We start from the raw sequence: 19,235 nt of genomic DNA, 5'->3' as shown, positions 1-19,235 counted from the left end.
TGGTTAAGTTAGATTCATTATTGTTTCAACAACCTTCTTTATTCCTGTTGAAGCTATTTCTGGTACTATTGTAAGGCGATCTCTTTGACTTATTGCGGGTTTGGGGTCTATGAAATAAATTTGAGCATTAGCTTTTGCAAAGTCTATGAGTCCAGCCGCAGGATATACTTGCATAGAAGTTCCTACAATGATTATATAGTCCGCTTTACTGACAACTTCTGCTGCTTTGTCTAGAAGTGGTACTTCTTCACCAAACCAAACAATATGGGGTCGCAACTGTGAGCCTTTTTCGCACAAATCTCCCTTTTGTAAGTCGGTTTTCCATGATTTTACATTGCTTTTATCCTTGGTGCTACGCACTTTGAGCAGCTCTCCGTGGAGGTGCATCACATTTGTGCTGCCTGCGCGTTCATGCAGGTCGTCTACATTCTGAGTGATAATTGTCACATTGTAATCTTTCTCTAGTAGTACAAGATCTTTATGCGCATCATTAGGTGTGACCTCAAGAAGCTGTCTTCTTCTATCGTTATAGAAGCGCAATACTAGTTCTTGATTATTGCGCCATCCTTCTGGGGTAGCGACCTCCATCACATCATGACCTTCCCAGAGGCCATCTGCATCTCTAAAGGTTTTGAGTCCGCTTTCGGCACTTATTCCTGCTCCAGAGAGTACAGCTATTTGTTGTTTAGACATGCTTGTTTGTTTTGCATTTTAAAAGTACAGTATCTTTGGCGTGTAAACAACAATCATGGATCAAGAGCTTCTAGCATATTTACAATCATTTCTTACAGAAAGACGTGTTCAATTATTTGATAAGGTGCTCAAAGAGCGCACAAATCATTTTACCGTTGCGGTAGAGGATGTGTATCAATTACATAATACTAGTGCTGTAATACGCAGCTGTGAGTCATTTGGGGTGCAAGAGTTGCATGTGATTGAGGAGGTTAATGTAAAGAGGATAGATCGTGAGATTGCAATGGGGGCTCAAAAGTGGGTAGATGTGCAACGTCACAGTAGTGCTAATCAATGTATACATAGCTTAAAAGAGCAAGGTTATAAAATTGTTGCTACATCACCTCATAAAGATGCTCACCGTCTAGAAGATTTTGATGTTACCCAGAAGTCGGCAATTTTCTTTGGTCGCGAGACAGAGGGACTTAGTGAGACTGTACTTGATATGGCAGACGACTTTATTTATATTCCCATGGTGGGATTTACAGAAAGTCTCAATATCTCTGTCTCTGCAGCAATAACCCTGCAGCATATTATGACAAAACTTAAGCAATCAAACATGGGCTGGCAGTTTACAGAACAAGAGCTCTTTGATAAAAAACTAGCGTGGACGCGCAAGATGATTAAGGATGTGGAGGGGATTGAGCAGCGATTTCTTGAAGAAAGAGGGGAGTGATACGCTTTCGCGAAAATTTGAATTACAAATACATTAGCTGTCAATAAGTGTAAAGTTGATCTATTTTTATAGACCAACAGAGAAATTTAAAACGTCATAGTATGAAACTTACTGAATCACTAAAAGAGCTAGCAGATAATAGCGTAAAACGTCACCCTGGCGCTGCTCAGGATATAATGAGAAAAGCCATTGAAGATCTCAAGGCTACAAATATGTTGGAGCATGCGGTAAAGACAGGAGATCAATTTCCAGACTTTGAGTTGCCAAATGCACAAGGTGAAACTGTTAGTCTTAGTGAGCAATTACAAAAAGGTAAGGTAGTGCTTACTTTTTATAGAGGTGGCTGGTGTCCTTACTGTAATTTAGAACTTAAAGCTTTTCAGGAAGTATTGCCGCAAATTAAAGAGAAAGGTGCAACGCTTATTGCAATAACACCAGAAACACCAGATAATTCTTTATCTACTAAGGAGAAAAATCAGCTGGATTTTGAAGTCCTAACTAGTGAAAACAACGAATTGGCAAGGTCACTCAATTTAGTTTTTAAACTTCCAGAGGCACTTGTAGATTTATATGGAAAATTTGGGATTGATCTTTTAGAAAATCAAGGTAATGATGCAAATGAGCTTCCTATAGCGGCAACATATATTATTGAGCAAAGCGGAAAGATTTCTTATCACTTTCTTGCAGAGGATTATAAGCTTAGAGCAGACCCAGAATTAGTGCTAGCTGCATTGTAGAGTCACGTTTTCGCGAAAGCGTAGTAAATACATATCGCAGTATAAAACAATTAAGCCCGCTATAGAGCGGGCTTAATTGTTTATTTGTATAAAATGATTGTTAATCTCTTTTCTGAAGCACTCTGTACTCCTCATAACATTCACTTATTGCATCGAGGATTTGAAGATCATTTGCGCTCATGATAAAATTATCTGAGTAGCTACAATTTTTAAGTATGGCGTCTATATCAACACGATCTATCTGTAAAAGAGCACTCAAGGTTTCTCGATCAAATTTACGTTCTAGTAAGTTGCGCACTTTGTCATCTTCCTTCATTTGCCTAAGCTTGCGAAGTTGACCTTTCTTTCTGCTAAAAATATTATAAAGAAAATCTGCGGGATTAAAAATAGAACTTAAGACTCGTGATATCGCGCCTGGCTGACTTTTACCTACCTCATAACCGGAGTTTAATCCAGATATACTGTATCGCTGATTGCTATAAATAGGGACTTTCTTTGCGTCAATTTCTAGATATCCAGTAAGTTCTAATTCTTGAACGACAACTTCTTCTAGTGCAATTCCTATTTCGGTCATTTGGATTTTCACATCCCCATACTTAATCCAGTCACCGCTTACGCGTACTTTGAGAGATTTGTATCCTAGGTAAGAGAAGTATAAAGTGTCATTAACTTCAGCTTTAATTTCGAACTTACCGTACTTATCTGTAGTTGCTCCTTTAAAATTAGAGAGGTTGAGGATATTTACGTTCTGTAAGGTAATATCTGTGCTACTGCTCAATACTTTTCCATCTATATACCCATCCTCTAGTTCTGTTGAAGCTTCGGGTGGGGTAGATGTGTTATCTATTTCTTGAGCATATCCTACTGCCACGGCAGCGAATAAAAGTAGGTTTAGTATGATCTTCTTCATATGGTAAGGCAATTTATACAATCCATAGGGAAAATCATACCAAATCTATTTTTTTACAATAATTCTAACATATAATAAGCGGTAGACTAGCTTCTACGGCGTCTTTTGCCAGAAAAAGGGCTTTTGTTTCCTTCAGACCTGTTGTCTGGAGTGCGAGTAGATGGTCTACGCTCTGATCTGTCTGATCTACTTCTAGAGCGACCTCCTTGATCATCTCCATAGCTAGATTTACGGTCATTGCGTTTTCTGTCTGAAGATCCTCCGCCACTACGACGACGATCACCACCACCGCTACGAGCACTAGATCTAAATCCATCATCACCGCCACGACGACGATCTCTACCACCGCTGCGACCTCGGCCACCGCCACCACTACGTCTTCTGTCTCCGCCACCGCTGCGGCCACCGCCACCTTGAGTTTCCTCAACGCTTACACGACGTCCGTCAAGCTCATAGTTTTCGAAGTGAGCTAGAATACGTGCTTTGTGCTCAGTATCTGTATTAAAAAATGAGAAGGCATCTTTACAGTCTACGCGGTAAACACCGTCTTGACCTAATCCTAATTCTTCCTTTAAGAAGTCTTTAAGCTTCATCCAGTCAAAATCATCTTTGCTACCTACGTTTATAAAGTAACGGGTAGAGTCTCCAGATTGCTCTCTAGCTGCTCCAATGGCATTTTGATTAAGATCTTTTGATTTTTTGTAGTAATTAAAGAAACGTGTAAACTCAACAGAAAATACTTTTTTGATAAGTTCTTCTTTTGTGTTGTCTTTTAATACTTCTTCTATTTCGGGAAGATAAGCATCAATCTCGTCGTTAATCTCTGTGGTGTTGATGCTATTTGCAAGGTGAAATAATTGTACTTGCGTGATTTCCTTTCCGTCTGGAATGGTTTTTTGTTCAAACTTCTTACCTAAGATTTTCTCAAGTTGTTTGATTTTACGCATTTCGCTTTTAGTTACAATAACTAGCGAAGTACCAGTTTTACCAGCACGACCAGTACGACCAGAACGGTGTGTGTATGTTTCTATTTCGTCAGGTAATTGGTAATTTACAACGTGTGTAATATCATCTACATCAATACCACGTGCTGCCACGTCTGTAGCTACTAGCATTTGTATCTGGCGATTTCTAAAACTCTTCATAACCAGATCACGCTGGTTCTGACTTAAATCTCCGTGTAATGCTCCAGCGTTATATCCATCTTCTATAAGCTGCTCGGCAACTTTTTGGGTATCACGTTTCGTACGACAAAAGATTACCGCAAAAATATCTGGGTTTGCGTCAGAAAGTCTTTTAAGTGCTTGATAACGATCTCTAGTGTGTACTACAAAGTATTCATGAGAAACATTTTTTGCACCTTCGTTTTTATGTCCTACCGTTATTTCTAACGGGTTTACCATAAATTCTTTAGCTATACGTGCGACTTCTCTAGGCATGGTTGCACTAAAGAGCCATGTAAGTTTATCTTCTGGTGTATCTGCAAGAATATTTGTAATATCTTCATAGAACCCCATGTTAAGCATCTCATCTGCTTCATCAAGTACACAATAGCTTAATTTTGTAATATCTACCATACGACGACGCATCATGTCTTGCATACGTCCAGGTGTAGCTACTACAATTTGTGCTCCGCGAGAAATCTCACGTGCTTGTTCTTGTATGTTTGCTCCTCCATAAACTGCAACAACGCGCACACCTTTCATGTGTTTTGCATACAGTTTCATCTCGTTTGTAATTTGTAAACAAAGTTCACGAGTAGGAGCTATAATAAGACCTTGTGTAGTCTTACTTGTAGCGTCAATGTTTTGTAATAGTGGAAAACCAAAAGCAGCTGTCTTTCCTGTTCCTGTTTGAGCAAGAGCAACCATATCGCGATCTTCGGCGAGTAGTTGTGGGATAGCTTCTTCTTGGATTTTTGATGGGGTTTCAAATCCCATATCGGCAATAGCCTGGAGTAAAGGCGCATTTAGGCCTAGTTCATCAAATGTCATATGACAATAGTATTTATAAGTGTTAGCGTGTATAGGAAGCGCAACGACTTATAAACCAATTGCTTCGATCAACACGTGCCAAAATTGTGGCAATACCTCACCCTGAGGTTTTACAAGCTGCAAAAGTACTATATAAATCTATATGATGATAGGTAATCAGTAAAAATGTTATTTCTGATTATGGAGAAATTCTAGAAACGCTGCAACAGCAAGGCCTCTGTGGCTTATTTTTCCTTTGAGAGATGGTGCCATTTGAGCAAATGTAGCGTCATAACCCTCAGGTTTGAAGATAGGGTCGTAGCCAAAACCTCCATCACCGTGACGTTCTTTAGTAATATGACCTCTGCATATTCCTGTAAAAGTTTCTGTTTTGTTTGCTTTCGCGAAAGCGATAACTGTTTTAAACTGTGCTCCACGTTCCTGCTTTGTAGCAAGATTGATCAAGAGCTTGTTCATGTTATCTGAGTCATTTTTTTGCTCACCAGCATATCTTGCCGAATAAACACCAGGCGCGCCCTCTAGTGCATCTACTTCAAGACCTGTGTCATCTGCAAAGCAATCATACCCATAATTTGAAAGGACATAATTTGCTTTAAGCAAGGCATTGCCTTCTATAGTATCAGCGTCCTCTATAATTTCTTCTGTACAACCTATGTCTGTTAAAGAGAGTAAGGTAATATGGTCGGGAACTAAAGCTTGAACTTCGCGAAGCTTATTACTGTTATGAGTGGCAAAAACAAGTTTCATTAGGATACAAGGCTAAAGATTGCTGCCCCATATATTGCATATCTTACAAAACGAGCAAGGCCAAACAAAGCCCAATATTTAAACTCAAAACGAATCATACCGGCAGCAAGACTGGCCACTGCAAAAGGAAGCGGGAGTAAAGCGCCTACGAGAATTAAAAATCCTCCCCATTTACGAGCGTTTTTTAAGTGCTTTTCCATTCTTACTTCAAGGTAGTTGTGAACAGATGGTATCTTTAAAGCAGCTCTTCCGGTAAAGTAGGATACTGCACCTCCGGCATATGATAATATTGCGATGAGACTTAAATATAGAATAGGGTTGCTAGTCTTATCACTCCAGGCAATAAATAATTCTGGTGGAATGATACCGAGTATCGATTCTGAAACAAAGAATAAGGTAAGCACGAGCACATTAGAGTAATTGTCTATTACATATTGTAGTGCCGTATTAAGGTCGATTACAAAGTAGTGTATAATTATGATAGCGGCTACTACAAATAGAATAGGCGGGAGCGCTTTTTTAAGAGCATCTTTTAAAAAAGTGTAAAAACCAGTGTACACATAGTACTGGTGCAGTAATTGCAGCCTGTTTTTCTTTTTTGTACCTGATTGTGATCCCATTAAACTGTATTCGTATTTTAACTGCAAAAATAACATCTAGCAGCAATAATATTGCTACATATGCTCATAAATATAGGTTAAACCCGTTTTATAATTAACGTTATTAACTCAGGCTAATTGTGGGGGTTCATTCTAATTCTATAGATTGTTCTTATTGATGATGATAGGGCTCTCCTTTTAAAATAGTAAAACCTCTATAGATTTGCTCAGTAATAAATAGTCGTACCATCTGGTGAGAAAAAGTCATAGATGACAGCGATACTTTACCTTGAGCTTTTGTATACACCTCTTGAGAAAATCCATAAGGCCCACCTATGACAAAGACGAGTGTCTTGATACCGCTATTCATTTTCTTTTGTAAAAATTTTGAAAAGCCAACGCTTGAAAAGGTCTTGCCATTTTCATCAAAGAGTATTAGGTGGTCATAAGGTCCTATTTTAGATAAAATAAGGTCGCCCTCCTTGTTTTTTTGTTCTTGCTCACTAAGATTCTTGACATTTTTAATATCTGGGAGAATTTCGATAGTGTATTTTACATAAAAATTGAGACGCTTAGTATAGGTGTCTATCAGTGCTTGCAACTGTTTATTATCGGTCTTGCCTACGCAGAGAAGTTTAATATTCATGTGGTAAAAATACAAAACTAGCTTACAGAACTAAGAAGCTTTACCTTTTGCTTATTTTTACATAAAAGGAATAAAAGATTTATGATTTCAGAAGCACAATTTCAGATTGAGATAGAGGGTATAATTGCAAATGCTATACGAGAGGATGTAGGCGATGGGGACCATAGTTCGCTAGCATGTATACCAGCCAGCGCCACTGGAAAAGCAAAACTACTTGTAAAGGATGAAGGTATTCTTGCTGGTTGCGCTTTCGCGAAAGCGGTATTTGCCTACGTAGACCCATCATTACAAGTTGAGGATATCTTAACAGATGGAGACGCTGTAAAATATGGAGATATAGCATTTTATGTCACTGGATCAAGCCAAAGCATTCTAAAAGCTGAACGATTAGTACTGAATGCTATGCAGCGTATGAGTGCTATAGCAACAAAGACCAAGTTTTTTGTAAACCTCTTGGAAGGAACAGACACTAAAATTCTAGATACAAGGAAAACTACACCAGGAATAAGAGCACTAGAGAAGTGGGCTGTAAAAATAGGTGGTGGTGAGAATCATCGTTTTGCGTTGTATGATATGATTATGCTTAAAGATAATCACATCGATTTTGCAGGTGGGGTAACAAAAGCTATTCTTAAAACAGTTGATTATCTAAAGGAAGAGCAACGAGATCTCAAGATTATAGTAGAAGCTAGAAGTCTAGAAGAGATTAAAGAAATACTTGAAAATCATGAGCATGTATATCGTATTCTAATAGATAACTTTAATTATGAAAACACTCGTACTGCAGTTGCATTGATAGGTGATAAATGTCTTACAGAATCCTCTGGTGGTATTAATGAGGAGACGATACGTGATTACGCTCTTTGCGGTGTAGATTATATTTCTAGTGGAGCGCTCACGCACTCTGTTTACAACTTAGATCTTAGTCTGAAAGCAGTTTAATGGCATCAGATAAGACAATAGAACAACGTTTAATGAGGTTCAAGCCTTTCTGCTGGCTTGTAAGTATGCTGGATAGTGTTGTAATTCCTGGTTTTGAAGGGATGACGCTGCTATACTTGCTACGTGCTTATTTTAACGGGATTATTAAGGGGGCTCTAGGGTCTCGTGCAAGTTCTATTGCTTATAGTTTTTTTATGGCCATTTTCCCGGCATTACTATTTTTACTCAATTTAGTGCCGTACGTACCCATAGAAAATTTTGATATAAAGTTCATGGCTTTTATCTACGAGCTTATCCCCGCACAATCATTAGATTTCTTTAAGCCTATAATTATAGATATCTCTCAAAATGAGAGGGCGGGTCTTGCTTCCTTTGCTGGTTTACTTGCTTTGTTCTTAACTGCAAATGGTGTTAATGCTATTTTTAGCGGTTTTGAGGGTTCTCATTACAATGAGATTAGCCGCAATTTCTTTAGGCAGTATGCGGTGGCTTTAGGTACTTCAATTATTTTGGCATTGTTGTTGGTTACTACTATATCAGTAGTGATATATTTTGAATTATTACTTAACTCCTTGAAAGAGCGGGATTTTATGAGTAATGATATGGATATCGCACTTTTACGAATAGGTAAGAACCTGTTTTTAATCATAATGATCTATTCGGTGATTGCTACGCTCTATTATTTTGGAACTAAAGAAGGCCGTAAAAGCCGTTTTTTTTCACCTGGAGCATTGATGACAACAATATTATTTATGATAACTACTTATTTATTTGGTATTTATATTGATAATTTTGGCACATATAATGAGTTGTACGGCTCTATTGGTGCATTATTAATAATGATGCTTTATATTTGGTTAAATTCAAATTTAATTTTATTGGGCTATGAGCTTAACGCTACCCTTCAAAAATTAAGAATTTTACATAAAAACCCTAATTCAAATTAAGTAACACACACACACACAAATTATGAAAAAGTATTTATTAGCTTTAGTAGCAGTATGTAGTCTTACGGTTAGTCAGGCACAAACAGTAGTAGGAGATGCAACCTTACCTAACTCTGTAACCATGGGCGGTACAGAACTTGCACTTAATGGTGCTGGCATGAGGGAGAAAGTCGTATTTGATCTTTATGCTGGTGGACTGTACTTAGCGTCAAAAAATAGTGATGCTGCAGCAATTATTAATGCAGATGAGACTATGGCCCTTAAATTACACATCGTTTCTGGGATGGTTTCTAGTAAGAAAATGATAGGAGCTGTAGATGACGGCTTTGACGCTTCAATGGACGGAAATACTAGTTCGCTAGATGCAAAAATCGAGCAGTTCAAAGGATTTTTTAGTGATAAGATTGTAAAAACAAACGTTTTTGATATCGCTTATATCAAAGGAAAAGGAACTGTAGTTTACAAAAACGGAAAAGAAGTAGGATCTATTGCAGGTCTTGATTTTAAAAAAGCTCTTTTCGGGATCTGGTTAGGTAACGACCCAGCAGATGATGATCTTAAAGAGGCGATGTTAGGTAAAAACTAATTATCACAATCATATTAAAAATGGCGATCACTTGTGATTCGCCATTTTTTATGCATTATAATCTCTCTATAAGTCACATTAATTTTAGAACCTTAAAACTTGAATTATGAAAAAACACATAACCCTACTTATCCTGCTGTTTTTCGCGGTGAGCACACAAGCGCAACAGGGAACTATCTTTGGACAATGGAAAACTATAGATGATGAGACCGGTGAGGCGATGTCTATTATAGAAATCTATAAAAAGGATGGAAAAGTGTTTGGTAAGATTATAGACATATTAAATCCTGCAGACCGCGATAAGACCTGTATTTACTGTAAAGGTGAGGACTACAACAAGCCGCTCATAGGTCTCGATATCATTAAGAATCTAGAAAAAAATGATGATGAATATGAGGGAGGAACTATCTTTGATCCAGAAAAAGGAAAAGAATACAAGGCCAAACTGTGGATTGACGAGGATGATAAGAATATCTTAAACGTAAGAGGCTACATAGCTTTTTTGTTTAGAACACAACAATGGATAAGAAGCTAGAGACTGTAGCTATTTATAATTGCAAGCCGCTTCTTTGAGAAGCGGTTTTTTTATGCTTTCGCGAAAGCGTATATCCAAACATACTAGTCTTTTTATCTACGATTAGCTCCTACGTTTGATCTGCTTCTGTAACTTTGTATATTCATACTTTCTTATCACAATTTGTTATGCCTTATTTTATTGATGTTATACTTCCTATACCTGTAGAGAATACGTTTACGTACCTCGTCTCTGAGGCAGAGTATAACTATATTCAAAAAGGGATGCGGGTTGCTGTGCCATTTGGTAAAAAGAAAGTGTATGCCTCTATTGTAAAAAATAAGCATCAGGTGGCTCCTACAATTTATGAAGCCAAGGAAATCCAGCAAATTCTAGATGAGGACCCAATAGTCACTGAGGAACAGCTCAAATTCTGGAGTTGGATTGCAGATTACTATATGTGTACCGAAGGAGAGGTGATGCGTGCGGCACTCCCTAAGGCTTTTTTGTTAGAAAGTGAGACGGTGATAAGGCTTAAGGAAGATGGACTTGTTATTGATGAGGCAGCGCTTAAGGATGATGAATTTCTTATATATGAAGCATTGCAGCATCGTTCAGAATTAAAGGTTCATGAGGTGATGGATATTCTAGATAAGAAAAAGATCCTTCCTTCTATACAGCGTTTAATTGATCAAGGGGTGATTGAGATGCAAGAAGAGATTTATGAGCAATACGTACCTAAGCTTGTAAAATTTATCACTATTGCGCCAGCATATGAAGGCGAGCAGGGGCTTACTACCGTGCTAGAAGAATTATCCCGAGCTCCAAAACAAAGAGAGATGGTGCTCACATTTTTTTCGCTTAAAGCGAAAACAAACAAACCTATCTCATCTCAGGATTTACAAAAAGCATCTGGCGCTACTGCTAGTCAGCTCAAGGCGCTTGTAGATAAAGGAATTTTTCAAACCTATCAGAAGCGTCAAGACCGTATAGGATTTGATGGTGAAGTTTTTGAAACCAAAATTCTTAATCAGTATCAGCAGGCGGCTTATGAGGAGATAAAAAGTCATTTTGAAGATAAAGATGTAACATTATTACATGGCGTTACTGCTTCTGGGAAGACAGAAATCTATGTACAGCTTATTGAGGAGATGCTAGAGTCTGGTGATCAAATACTTTATCTACTCCCGGAGATAGCATTAACCACGCAGTTGATTGCCAGGTTACAAACATATTTTGGTGAGCGTGTAGCTATTTTTCACTCCAAGTACTCCGTAAACGAGCGAGTAGAGGTGTGGAATAATGTATTAAAAAAGCTTGATAAAGCTCAAATTATTATAGGAGCTCGTAGTGCACTTTTATTACCCTTTAGGGATTTGAAATTTATCGTAGTAGATGAGGAGCATGAGAGTAGTTTTAAGCAATACGACCCTGCGCCAAGATATCACGCTCGTGATGCTGCAATTGTGCTAGGCGCAATGTTTAAAGCAAAAGTATTGCTAGGATCTGCAACACCATCTATAGAAACAGTATATAACGCACAGCAGGGAAAGTATGGTTACGTGTCTTTAAAACAAAGACATGGAGGTATTTTAATGCCTGAGATTAATCTTGTAGACATTAAGGAGAAAAGCAAGAAGCGTGAGATGACGGGTCACTTTTCTGATACGTTAATACGTGCAATTACAGATGCGCTAGCACTTGGAGAGCAGGTAATTCTCTTTCAAAACCGTAGAGGGTTTTCACCTATACTAGAATGTACCACATGTGGTCATGCGCCACAATGTCCTAATTGTGATGTAAGTCTTACCTATCATAAATACAGGTCACAGTTGCGTTGCCATTACTGCGGTTACAATATTGCCTTACAGCAAAAATGTATGGCTTGTGGTAGCGCAGAGCTTACCACCAAGGGGTTTGGGACAGAGCAGATAGAACTAGAACTTAAAGAGTTGTATCCAGATAGATCTATTGCAAGAATGGATTCTGACACTACTAGGGGGAAGTATGGATTTGAGAAACTTATCACAGCTTTCGAGCAAGAGCAAATTGATATTCTCGTGGGTACACAAATGCTTACTAAAGGCCTTGATTTTAGAAATGTCACTCTTGTGGGGATTATGAATGCAGATAGCATGCTCAATTTTCCTGATTTTAGAGCGCATGAACGCAGCTATCAACTTATAGCGCAAGTGTCGGGTAGGGCAGGGAGAACAGAAAAGCAAGGGAAGGTGCTTGTGCAGACGTATAATCCTTACCATCAAATCTTACAGCAGGTTTCGGCAAATAAATTTGAGGAGATGTACAAAGAGCAATTAGAAGAGCGTCGTAACTTTAAGTATCCACCTTTTCATAGGTTGATACGTATAACTTTAAAGCACAGGGATTATCAAAAAATAGAAGAGGCTAGTATCTGGCTCGCAAAAGCACTAAGGCAAACGCTAGGCTCAGATGCTGTCCTAGGGCCTGAGACCCCTTCTGTAGCGCGAATACGTAATCAGTATAGACGTAATGTGCTAATAAAAATAAGTCGTAGGCAGAAACTTTTAGAGACTAAGAAAGCTATAAGACGCGTGGTTACCAGCTTTAATGCGATAGGGCCTTACAGAAGCGTCCGACTTGTAATTGATGTAGATTGTTATTAACGGCTTGACTATTTTATTTGAATATGATTATGGTCATCATGCCTAACAGCGCCACAGCCGTGAAATCTTATTTTGTTATTAGAGAGGTTTAATCGGCTTTTGAGGTGAGGCTCAATAAATACTTTGCTCAGGTTTTTGTTTTTTAAGAATTCAACAACTAGATTTCTGGTGCCATTATTTGAGAATGTAAGGTCTTTATTTATAGTTCCCAAGGTTAGGTATTTAGGGAAATCATATTGCCAATATCCACGTTGTTGGCAGGTTAAAGTTTGATTGTGCTCTTTTATTGAGGGGTTTTCAAATACACCATATCCACTTATTGACGGTTTTTTATTGGTGAGCTCTCCCTTAGCGTCTAGGTAAACGAGAGAGATATCTATCTTTTTTCCATCGTTATGACTTAAATGAGGTAGTAATGGAAATTTATTAAAAAATGGAAAGCTGGCGTCTAGATGAATGAGCTTCATATTTTTATTGTGCTTAGAATAGTTCTTTGAGGTTTTATCAAGTAACTCTTGCAGCTCTGGCTTGACGTAGTTTCTATTAGCAAATTTATAGAAGAAGGAATGTGCTTCTAGAACAGCTGTTTCTTTAATCTTTTCTCGGCCAAAAATCGGCGCAAGAGTAGGTGTAACAATGAAGGTGGCAATGGAATACAGGGAAATAAATAGAGTAAATCCTTTTAAAAAAGTTTTGTTCTTTATTTTTTGAAATACCAATAGCGTGAGTATATAAACTATACCGCCTATTTGGGTAATAATTGTAAGACCTATTATCAATAATAAATGGAAGAGAATTTTCAAAAAATAAGATGTGTTTTTTGGAGAACGCTATAAACACTTGATAATTATCATAGATCACAAAAAAACCCACTCTTGGAGCGGGATTCTTAATTTCAAATATAAATTTCGTTTACCATCCGCTTACGCCGAAAGTGCATCTATAAGGTCAGATTTTTTATGCCTTGATAGAGGGATTTTTTCTCCATCTATCTCAATATTTCTACTGTTATATTTATCTACCTTGTCTATATTAATAATATAGGATTTATGGATACGCATAAAGCGTTCTGGCGGTAATTGTGCTACAAATGATTTCATCGTTGCAAGTACAACAATAGGGTCGTGCACTGTAACCAGCTTTACATAATCTCCAAGAGCCGTGATATACTTAAGCTCATTGAGCATTACTTTCTTTTTCTTAAGGTTACTCTTTACAAAGATGTAGTCATCATCTTCTACAGCGCCTTCAGTTTTAAGTTTGTGTAAGCTTATGGCTTTATAAACCGCATTTGTAAAACGATCCTTAGTAAGGGGCTTACGTAAGTAATCGATTGCGTTATAGTTAAAAGCCTTGTAAGCGTATTTTGTTTTTCCTGTCACAAATATAATTTGTGGCTTATGTATAAGATCATCCAGTAAGTCAAATCCAGATAGAATAGGCATCTCTATATCAAGAAAAAGTAAATCTACTTTAGTCTCTATGAGTCCATTTTTCGTTTCTATGGCATTGTTATATTCGGCAACTAAGCGTAAGTTGGGATGATCATTGATCATCTTTACGATAGCTAGACGTTGTAAACTTGAATCGTCTACAACTGCGCAGTCTAATAGTACTCCTTCCACAGCAATTAGTATTTAGTTAAGGTTAAGATTATCAATATTAGGCAAAAATAACCTATTTACCAACAAAAACATGACTTTCATCGGTTATTTGTGCGATTGGTCGAATGATTTTTCCTTTATTCTCATAAGAAGAAGTGATTTTAACTATTTAAACGGTAAAAATTTAACTATTGACGATTAGTTAGGTGGTAAAGAAGATGAAATCCGATGTAAGTATTTGATTATTAGACTACAAAGTTAAATTTTTTAAGATATGTTTTGTAGCTGAGAACTATTATAATTGTCCTTATTATGTGCTAGTTGCCAAACATTTGTAATTACAACGATAATATTCAACATTTCTACTTCAAATCAAAATCTTCATGAACTAAGTAATTTGAAAGCATTTTCTATTTTGTTTTACTAAATGTAAAGTTTTATATACTTTTATATAAAAATAATAGAATATGAAAACACAAATATTACCCAACTGGTGTAAGAAACTTGGGTTAATCCTCTTTATTATTGCCTCTTTACTAAATGGCAGTTTAAACTTTATTAATAATTCCATTAATAAGTATGGGGTATCAGGAATCAATTCTTCCGAATTAGGCAAACAATCGAATAATGAAATATTAGGACTTCTGAATGCTTTTACCGGTGGAGCTATAAGCTATGGAATTGACTTTTTTGCAATAGTCTCAATACTTATTTATATGATTTCAAAAGAAAAAGTAGAAGATGACTATATTAATAAATTACGTCTAGAATCTTTTCAACTTACGCTTATAATTGGATTACTAACCACCATTGTCGTATATATCTTAGATAAGAACTTAAAACTGACTCTAGATTATTTTATATTTCCCTTACTATGGTCTTACATAATAATATTTTTTATTAAAAAAAGAATGTACTTATGAAAAATCTCGTGAAAGTAGAAAGGGCTAGACACAATTTAACACAAGCAGGTTTGGCAAAAGAACTAAATGTTTCTCGTCAAACTATTCACGCTATAGAAAAAAATAAGTTCAACCCTTCTGTTACATTAGCAATAAAAATGTCTCGATTTTTTAAAGTCACAGTTGAATATTTATTTGATATTGACGATTAAATTCAAATTGATTTTGAATAAAAAACTTTGAGCAAAATCTGTTCGATAAAAATAGCTCAAATGGACTTTACTCAAACGTAATCGTTGCGCATATGGACTTGCTATTATTTCGAAAAAACCCGCAGAACATAATGTTTACCCAATGAAAACGTGCCAACAGAACGCAGAAAAACGTTTGGCAATAATGCCTGTAATTAATGCGGGGTTTGGGTTTTACGCCAAGGTCTGTGTATATTTATGAGGTAGCAAAATCTTTGGGATTTTGCTTTGAATAAAAAAAACAAAACAAAAAGATTTGGCTAAGAGTTGTGGCGCAATAGGAATTGTAAATCATCGCCCCACACTCATCATAGCCTAGCCGTTTTAAGTTCAAATTTTAGCGAAAGCTATATCTAGAAATTAATTGCTTTATGTAATGTCATTTTTTTTACAATTTATAAACAATATGCTGTTTGAATATTAAAAGTAAATCATTACTTTTGCACTCATTTTTAATTTAACTCATATTATATGAACCATTACGAAACTGTTTTCATCTTGAATCCCGTTTTATCTGATGATCAGATAAAGGAAACAGTAAAGAAGTACGAAGGACTTCTTAAAGAAAAGGGTGCTAAGATGATTAGTAAAGAGGATTGGGGCTTAAAAAAGCTTGCATATCCTATCCAAAACAAGAAAAGCGGTTTTTACCACTTACTTGAATTTACTGTTGATGGACAAGCTATCAATGATTACGAACTAGCTTTTCGCCGTGACGAACGTGTGATGCGTTACTTAACGGTAGCACTTGATAAGCACGCGATCTCGTGGGCTGAAAGAAGACGTGAAAAACTAAAAAAGCAAAAAGCGTAAGTTATGGCATCTTTACAACAACAAGCAAAAGGAAAGAAGGACGGAGATATCAGATATCTTACGCCTCTTAACATTGAAACTAACAAAGCAAAGAAGTACTGTCGCTTTAAGAAGTCTGGTATCAAGTATGTAGATTACAAAGATGCAGACTGGCTAGCAGGTTTTGTAAACGAGCAAGGTAAATTGTTACCACGTCGTCTTACAGGAACTTCTTTAAAGTACCAACGTAAAGTGTCTGTAGCTGTAAAAAGAGCTCGTCACCTTGCATTGATGCCTTATGTAACTGATTTATACAAATAGAAACTAGATAACAGATGGAACTTATATTAAAGAAGGACGTTGAGAATCTAGGATTTGCAGACGATCTAGTAGAAGTAAAAAACGGATACGGTAGAAACTACCTAATCCCTAACGGTCATGCTGTACTTGCTACGCCTAGCGCAAAGAAAGTACTTGCAGAAAACCTTAAGCAACGCGCTCACAAAGAACAAAAATTTGTGGACGATGCACAGAAGCAAGCAGATAAACTTAACGGACTTGAAGTTAAGATTAGTGCAAAAACTGGTGATGGAGACAAACTTTTTGGATCTATTAACAACGCAGACGTTGCAGAATACCTAGCAAAAGAAGGTGTCTCTATCGATAAGAAATTTATTTCTATCGCTGGAAATACTGTAAAGCGCTTAGGTAACTATGAAGCAAAAGTACGTTTCCACAAGAATGTGGTAGCTACACTTCCTTTTGACGTAGTAGCAGAGGCTAACTAAGTCATTAGATAGTATATGAAGAGCCGTTCTTACAACCGTAAGGACGGCTTTTTTATGAAATACAATTTTTAATACGCTTACGCGAAAAAGTGATTAACAATGAAATACGCTCGCCTTACAAAAGAACAACTAGAAGAACTAAAGCCAGAGTTTATAAACTTTCTAGCCACGCAATCTATAACTGGAGAAGAATGGGCAACAATTAAAGAAAAGCAACCAAAAGTAGCCGAAGAGGAAATTGATGTTTTTTCAGATCTCGTTTGGGAAGGTGTGCTTACTAAAGCACAATACCTAGAGCACATATCTCCTAACCAGATGCATTTATTTTTACTAGGAGAGAATAATATGTCACTTATTGCTGTAAAAATCAATAAGGAAGATATAGACATCACAACTGCTGAGGGCTATGCGTGGCTCAAAGAAAACTTAGGAGATGATGATGTTGTCTTTATGAGTGCAAGCAAAGATTACAGTGCAGATCGTAATGCAGATAAGTTTAAACTTATAAGCGAGGGTGCTGTGATCACTAGAGGTGATCTTTATAAATGGTTTGCTCGCTTTGTAGAAGTGAAGTAATTCTCATAACCTAAGGGTTACAAATAACAATGGATTGTAAAGACTAGTTATTAAACGTAGTTTTTACAATCCTTTTCTGTTTTAAAAATGTTTCTCTAGGCGTGTTGTATTCTTAGTTTTGCCTTTTTTAGTCGCTTGTTATCAAGTTTTCTTATCATTTCTTCTGCGATATTTTTATGTACAGCTACAAAGGATTGCAAATTTTTAACCTCTATAGTTCCTAGGTGTGCTCTATCTATATTTCCTTCTTTAAAAAAGAAACCAGCAATATCACCTTTAGAAATCTTATCCTTTCGTCCTCCAGAAAGTTCTAAAGTTCGCCACTGTGATCCATCAGGAATTCCTTTATCGTGTATGAACTCTTCATCCATTTGCGGCATAAAGTCTGGAAGTTTCTCATCTTTCCAGTGCAGCACGTATGCAGTACCTTCAGATTGCATACGAGCCGTACGACCGTTACGGTGCGTAAACTCTTCTGCATGTATAGGTAAGTGGTAATGTAGTATAAATTTTATTTCGGGCACATCAATACCACGGGCTGCAAGATCTGTAGCAAGTAGTAATTGGTGTGTACCATTACGAAATTTAAGTAACGACAGCTCGCGCTCTCGTTGCTCCATGCCACCATAGAATGTCCCATGAGCAATACCGCGATCACTAAGGTATTCACTTATACGCGCGATGGTTCCTTTAAAATTGCAAAATATAATCCCTGGCTGATCGCCTAGGTGACACAAGACCTTTACAAGCATATCAAGCTTATCCTTTTCTGGCGATACAATAGCTTTTAATTCAAGTTTAGATCCACCCTGATGCAGGTAATCCACTTCTACAGGAGAAGTAAGACCTACAAACTTAGGGATGTTTATTCCTTGCGTAGCAGAGGTAAGTACTTTCTTTTCTAAAGCGGGGAGAAAACTAAGTATTTCTGTCATTTCTCCTTCAAAGCCTACTTCTAGTGATTTGTCAAATTCATCTAGAACTAGCGTTTTAATATGATTTGTGGGAAATGTTTCTCTTCTTAAATGGTCTGCGAGTCTTCCTGGGGTGCCTATTAAAATGGCTGGGCGATGTTTTATGGCTTGTCTATCTGTATTAAAGCTTTGCCCACCATAAGCTGCATGAATTTTATAGCCAGTTCCCATATTGCGAGCTACATTTTCTATCTGGATAGCAAGTTCTCGAGAAGGTACTACTATAAGTAATTGCACTTCTTCACAATTAGGATCAAGAGCCTCTATCACCGGTAATAAAAAAGCAAGTGTCTTACCGGTACCCGTAGGAGAGAGTAATATGACCTCGTTTGCAGATTGTATTGCGAGTTGAGCTGCTTCTTGCATCTCATTGAGCGTCTTAATCCCTAGCTTGGCAAGGATTTGTTTTTGCGTTTTTTGGTTACTTGTCATAGACTGCAAAGGTAAATATTCATAGTTGAGATATCATCTATTAAGTAATACAACTGTAATTACTTTTTTTAGTAAAACAACTATTCTTGATTTATATCTGTAATGGTTTGATTATGTGGTGTTCATACGTAGTAGCTTTTATTTTTTACGCTTTCGCGAAAGCGCACCTAAAAAGTATTTAACAATTGTTAAGAAAATGCTAAAGAAATGTTACTAAAATGAGCGTCTACCTTGATTTACT

Annotated in this window: 22 protein-coding genes; 13 read left to right on the top strand and 9 right to left on the bottom strand. The window is 37.0% G+C overall.

Going from position 1 to position 19,235, the window contains the following annotated elements; translation table 11 throughout:
• Nucleotides 1-3 precede the first annotated feature (3 nt).
• Nucleotides 4-693, bottom strand: a complete 690-nt coding sequence (locus SJY23_RS12950) for an SIR2 family NAD-dependent protein deacylase (RefSeq protein ID WP_396596670.1) — start codon at nt 691-693, stop codon at nt 4-6.
• Between the two features lie 55 nt (nt 694-748).
• Between SJY23_RS12950 and SJY23_RS12945 the strand changes: the two genes are divergently transcribed.
• Both SJY23_RS12945 and SJY23_RS12940 read left to right on the top strand, forming a co-directional pair.
• Nucleotides 749-1,408 carry a TrmH family RNA methyltransferase gene (locus SJY23_RS12945; RefSeq protein WP_396596669.1) on the top strand — a complete coding sequence of 220 codons (660 nt, stop codon included), beginning with the start codon at nt 749-751 and terminating at the stop codon, nt 1,406-1,408.
• Nucleotides 1,409-1,509: 101 nt separating this feature from the next.
• Entirely contained in the window at nt 1,510-2,145 is a 636-nt protein-coding gene (locus SJY23_RS12940; RefSeq protein WP_396596668.1) for a peroxiredoxin-like family protein, read from the top strand.
• Between the two features lie 100 nt (nt 2,146-2,245).
• Here the strand turns inward: SJY23_RS12940 and SJY23_RS12935 are convergent, their stop codons facing one another.
• The 5 genes from SJY23_RS12935 to rlmH all read right to left on the bottom strand — a co-directional run bounded on the left by SJY23_RS12935 (nt 2,246) and on the right by rlmH (nt 7,041).
• On the bottom strand, nt 2,246-3,055 hold the full coding sequence (locus tag SJY23_RS12935; protein WP_035336818.1) for a carboxypeptidase-like regulatory domain-containing protein: 810 nt from the start codon (nt 3,053-3,055) through the stop codon (nt 2,246-2,248).
• Between the two features lie 86 nt (nt 3,056-3,141).
• Nucleotides 3,142-5,049 carry a DEAD/DEAH box helicase gene (locus SJY23_RS12930; RefSeq protein ID WP_396596667.1) on the bottom strand — a complete coding sequence of 636 codons (1,908 nt, stop codon included), beginning with the start codon at nt 5,047-5,049 and terminating at the stop codon, nt 3,142-3,144.
• 168 nt (nt 5,050-5,217) lie between these two features.
• Entirely contained in the window at nt 5,218-5,796 is a 579-nt protein-coding gene (locus tag SJY23_RS12925; protein ID WP_396596666.1) for a non-canonical purine NTP diphosphatase, read from the bottom strand.
• Complete coding sequence (locus SJY23_RS12920) at nt 5,796-6,416, bottom strand: YqaA family protein (protein ID WP_035336823.1); 621 nt, start codon at nt 6,414-6,416, stop codon at nt 5,796-5,798. Before SJY23_RS12920 ends, SJY23_RS12925 begins: the two co-directional genes overlap by 1 nt.
• A 151-nt stretch (nt 6,417-6,567) precedes the next feature.
• On the bottom strand, nt 6,568-7,041 hold the full coding sequence (gene rlmH, locus SJY23_RS12915; RefSeq protein ID WP_035336824.1) for a 23S rRNA (pseudouridine(1915)-N(3))-methyltransferase RlmH: 474 nt from the start codon (nt 7,039-7,041) through the stop codon (nt 6,568-6,570).
• A gap of 81 nt (nt 7,042-7,122) precedes the next feature.
• Here rlmH and nadC point away from each other — a divergent pair, with 81 nt between their 5' ends.
• From nadC to priA, 5 genes are all read left to right on the top strand, one after another.
• A complete protein-coding gene (nadC, locus tag SJY23_RS12910; RefSeq protein ID WP_396596665.1) occupies nt 7,123-7,983 on the top strand; it encodes a carboxylating nicotinate-nucleotide diphosphorylase in 861 nt (286 codons plus the stop codon).
• Entirely contained in the window at nt 7,983-8,930 is a 948-nt protein-coding gene (locus SJY23_RS12905; RefSeq protein WP_396596664.1) for a YihY/virulence factor BrkB family protein, read from the top strand. The genes nadC and SJY23_RS12905 overlap by 1 nt, the downstream gene beginning before the upstream one ends.
• A 22-nt stretch (nt 8,931-8,952) precedes the next feature.
• Nucleotides 8,953-9,516 carry a chalcone isomerase family protein gene (locus SJY23_RS12900; RefSeq protein ID WP_396596663.1) on the top strand — a complete coding sequence of 188 codons (564 nt, stop codon included), beginning with the start codon at nt 8,953-8,955 and terminating at the stop codon, nt 9,514-9,516.
• Nucleotides 9,517-9,622: 106 nt separating this feature from the next.
• Entirely contained in the window at nt 9,623-10,051 is a 429-nt protein-coding gene (locus SJY23_RS12895; RefSeq protein ID WP_396596662.1) for a DUF2147 domain-containing protein, read from the top strand.
• Between the two features lie 167 nt (nt 10,052-10,218).
• On the top strand, nt 10,219-12,675 hold the full coding sequence (priA, locus tag SJY23_RS12890; RefSeq protein WP_396596661.1) for a primosomal protein N': 2,457 nt from the start codon (nt 10,219-10,221) through the stop codon (nt 12,673-12,675).
• An 8-nt stretch (nt 12,676-12,683) separates the two neighbouring features.
• Here the strand turns inward: priA and SJY23_RS12885 are convergent, their stop codons facing one another.
• Both SJY23_RS12885 and SJY23_RS12880 read right to left on the bottom strand, forming a co-directional pair.
• Nucleotides 12,684-13,478: a hypothetical protein gene (locus tag SJY23_RS12885; RefSeq protein ID WP_396596660.1), complete on the bottom strand. Its 795-nt coding sequence runs from the start codon at nt 13,476-13,478 to the stop codon at nt 12,684-12,686.
• 120 nt (nt 13,479-13,598) lie between these two features.
• On the bottom strand, nt 13,599-14,300 hold the full coding sequence (locus SJY23_RS12880) for a LytTR family DNA-binding domain-containing protein (protein ID WP_035336832.1): 702 nt from the start codon (nt 14,298-14,300) through the stop codon (nt 13,599-13,601).
• Between the two features lie 446 nt (nt 14,301-14,746).
• Here SJY23_RS12880 and SJY23_RS12875 point away from each other — a divergent pair, with 446 nt between their 5' ends.
• The 6 genes from SJY23_RS12875 (at nt 14,747) to SJY23_RS12850 (ending at nt 17,588) form a co-directional block, all read left to right on the top strand.
• A complete protein-coding gene (locus SJY23_RS12875; RefSeq protein WP_396596659.1) occupies nt 14,747-15,202 on the top strand; it encodes a hypothetical protein in 456 nt (151 codons plus the stop codon).
• Nucleotides 15,199-15,393, top strand: coding sequence for a helix-turn-helix transcriptional regulator (locus SJY23_RS12870; protein WP_396596658.1), 195 nt, complete (start codon nt 15,199-15,201; stop codon nt 15,391-15,393). The genes SJY23_RS12875 and SJY23_RS12870 overlap by 4 nt, the downstream gene beginning before the upstream one ends.
• A gap of 510 nt (nt 15,394-15,903) precedes the next feature.
• Entirely contained in the window at nt 15,904-16,245 is a 342-nt protein-coding gene (gene rpsF, locus SJY23_RS12865; RefSeq protein ID WP_035336833.1) for a 30S ribosomal protein S6, read from the top strand.
• A 3-nt stretch (nt 16,246-16,248) separates the two neighbouring features.
• Entirely contained in the window at nt 16,249-16,545 is a 297-nt protein-coding gene (gene rpsR, locus SJY23_RS12860; RefSeq protein ID WP_013752085.1) for a 30S ribosomal protein S18, read from the top strand.
• A 14-nt stretch (nt 16,546-16,559) separates the two neighbouring features.
• Nucleotides 16,560-17,012: a 50S ribosomal protein L9 gene (gene rplI / locus SJY23_RS12855; protein WP_396596657.1), complete on the top strand. Its 453-nt coding sequence runs from the start codon at nt 16,560-16,562 to the stop codon at nt 17,010-17,012.
• A 99-nt stretch (nt 17,013-17,111) separates the two neighbouring features.
• Nucleotides 17,112-17,588 carry a DUF6495 family protein gene (locus tag SJY23_RS12850; protein ID WP_035336835.1) on the top strand — a complete coding sequence of 159 codons (477 nt, stop codon included), beginning with the start codon at nt 17,112-17,114 and terminating at the stop codon, nt 17,586-17,588.
• 95 nt (nt 17,589-17,683) lie between these two features.
• On the opposite strand, the gene SJY23_RS12845 is transcribed toward SJY23_RS12850, so the two are convergent.
• Nucleotides 17,684-18,994, bottom strand: coding sequence for a DEAD/DEAH box helicase (locus SJY23_RS12845; protein WP_396596656.1), 1,311 nt, complete (start codon nt 18,992-18,994; stop codon nt 17,684-17,686).
• Between the last annotated feature and the right edge of the window lie 241 nt (nt 18,995-19,235).

Source organism: Dokdonia sp. R86516 (genome assembly GCF_044596715.1).
Lineage (GTDB): Bacteria > Bacteroidota > Bacteroidia > Flavobacteriales > Flavobacteriaceae > Dokdonia.
This window is presented reverse-complemented; position numbering and strand designations above follow the sequence as displayed.

What these genes read in the sequence shown, in the direction of transcription:
- nadC (WP_396596665.1), top strand. Translation starts at nt 7,123, where the DNA reads ATGATTTCAGAAGCACAATTTCAGATTGAGATAGAGGGTATAATTGCA.
- SJY23_RS12875 (WP_396596659.1), top strand. Translation starts at nt 14,747, where the DNA reads ATGAAAACACAAATATTACCCAACTGGTGTAAGAAACTTGGGTTAATC.
- SJY23_RS12930 (WP_396596667.1), bottom strand. Translation starts at nt 5,049, where the DNA reads ATGACATTTGATGAACTAGGCCTAAATGCGCCTTTACTCCAGGCTATT.
- SJY23_RS12925 (WP_396596666.1), bottom strand. Translation starts at nt 5,796, where the DNA reads ATGAAACTTGTTTTTGCCACTCATAACAGTAATAAGCTTCGCGAAGTT.
- SJY23_RS12845 (WP_396596656.1), bottom strand. Translation starts at nt 18,994, where the DNA reads ATGACAAGTAACCAAAAAACGCAAAAACAAATCCTTGCCAAGCTAGGG.
- rpsF (WP_035336833.1), top strand. Translation starts at nt 15,904, where the DNA reads ATGAACCATTACGAAACTGTTTTCATCTTGAATCCCGTTTTATCTGAT.
- rlmH (WP_035336824.1), bottom strand. Translation starts at nt 7,041, where the DNA reads ATGAATATTAAACTTCTCTGCGTAGGCAAGACCGATAATAAACAGTTG.
- rplI (WP_396596657.1), top strand. Translation starts at nt 16,560, where the DNA reads ATGGAACTTATATTAAAGAAGGACGTTGAGAATCTAGGATTTGCAGAC.
- SJY23_RS12900 (WP_396596663.1), top strand. Translation starts at nt 8,953, where the DNA reads ATGAAAAAGTATTTATTAGCTTTAGTAGCAGTATGTAGTCTTACGGTT.
- SJY23_RS12950 (WP_396596670.1), bottom strand. Translation starts at nt 693, where the DNA reads ATGTCTAAACAACAAATAGCTGTACTCTCTGGAGCAGGAATAAGTGCC.
- SJY23_RS12920 (WP_035336823.1), bottom strand. Translation starts at nt 6,416, where the DNA reads ATGGGATCACAATCAGGTACAAAAAAGAAAAACAGGCTGCAATTACTG.
- SJY23_RS12870 (WP_396596658.1), top strand. Translation starts at nt 15,199, where the DNA reads ATGAAAAATCTCGTGAAAGTAGAAAGGGCTAGACACAATTTAACACAA.
- SJY23_RS12935 (WP_035336818.1), bottom strand. Translation starts at nt 3,055, where the DNA reads ATGAAGAAGATCATACTAAACCTACTTTTATTCGCTGCCGTGGCAGTA.
- SJY23_RS12940 (WP_396596668.1), top strand. Translation starts at nt 1,510, where the DNA reads ATGAAACTTACTGAATCACTAAAAGAGCTAGCAGATAATAGCGTAAAA.
- rpsR (WP_013752085.1), top strand. Translation starts at nt 16,249, where the DNA reads ATGGCATCTTTACAACAACAAGCAAAAGGAAAGAAGGACGGAGATATC.
- SJY23_RS12905 (WP_396596664.1), top strand. Translation starts at nt 7,983, where the DNA reads ATGGCATCAGATAAGACAATAGAACAACGTTTAATGAGGTTCAAGCCT.
- priA (WP_396596661.1), top strand. Translation starts at nt 10,219, where the DNA reads ATGCCTTATTTTATTGATGTTATACTTCCTATACCTGTAGAGAATACG.
- SJY23_RS12850 (WP_035336835.1), top strand. Translation starts at nt 17,112, where the DNA reads ATGAAATACGCTCGCCTTACAAAAGAACAACTAGAAGAACTAAAGCCA.
- SJY23_RS12895 (WP_396596662.1), top strand. Translation starts at nt 9,623, where the DNA reads ATGAAAAAACACATAACCCTACTTATCCTGCTGTTTTTCGCGGTGAGC.
- SJY23_RS12945 (WP_396596669.1), top strand. Translation starts at nt 749, where the DNA reads ATGGATCAAGAGCTTCTAGCATATTTACAATCATTTCTTACAGAAAGA.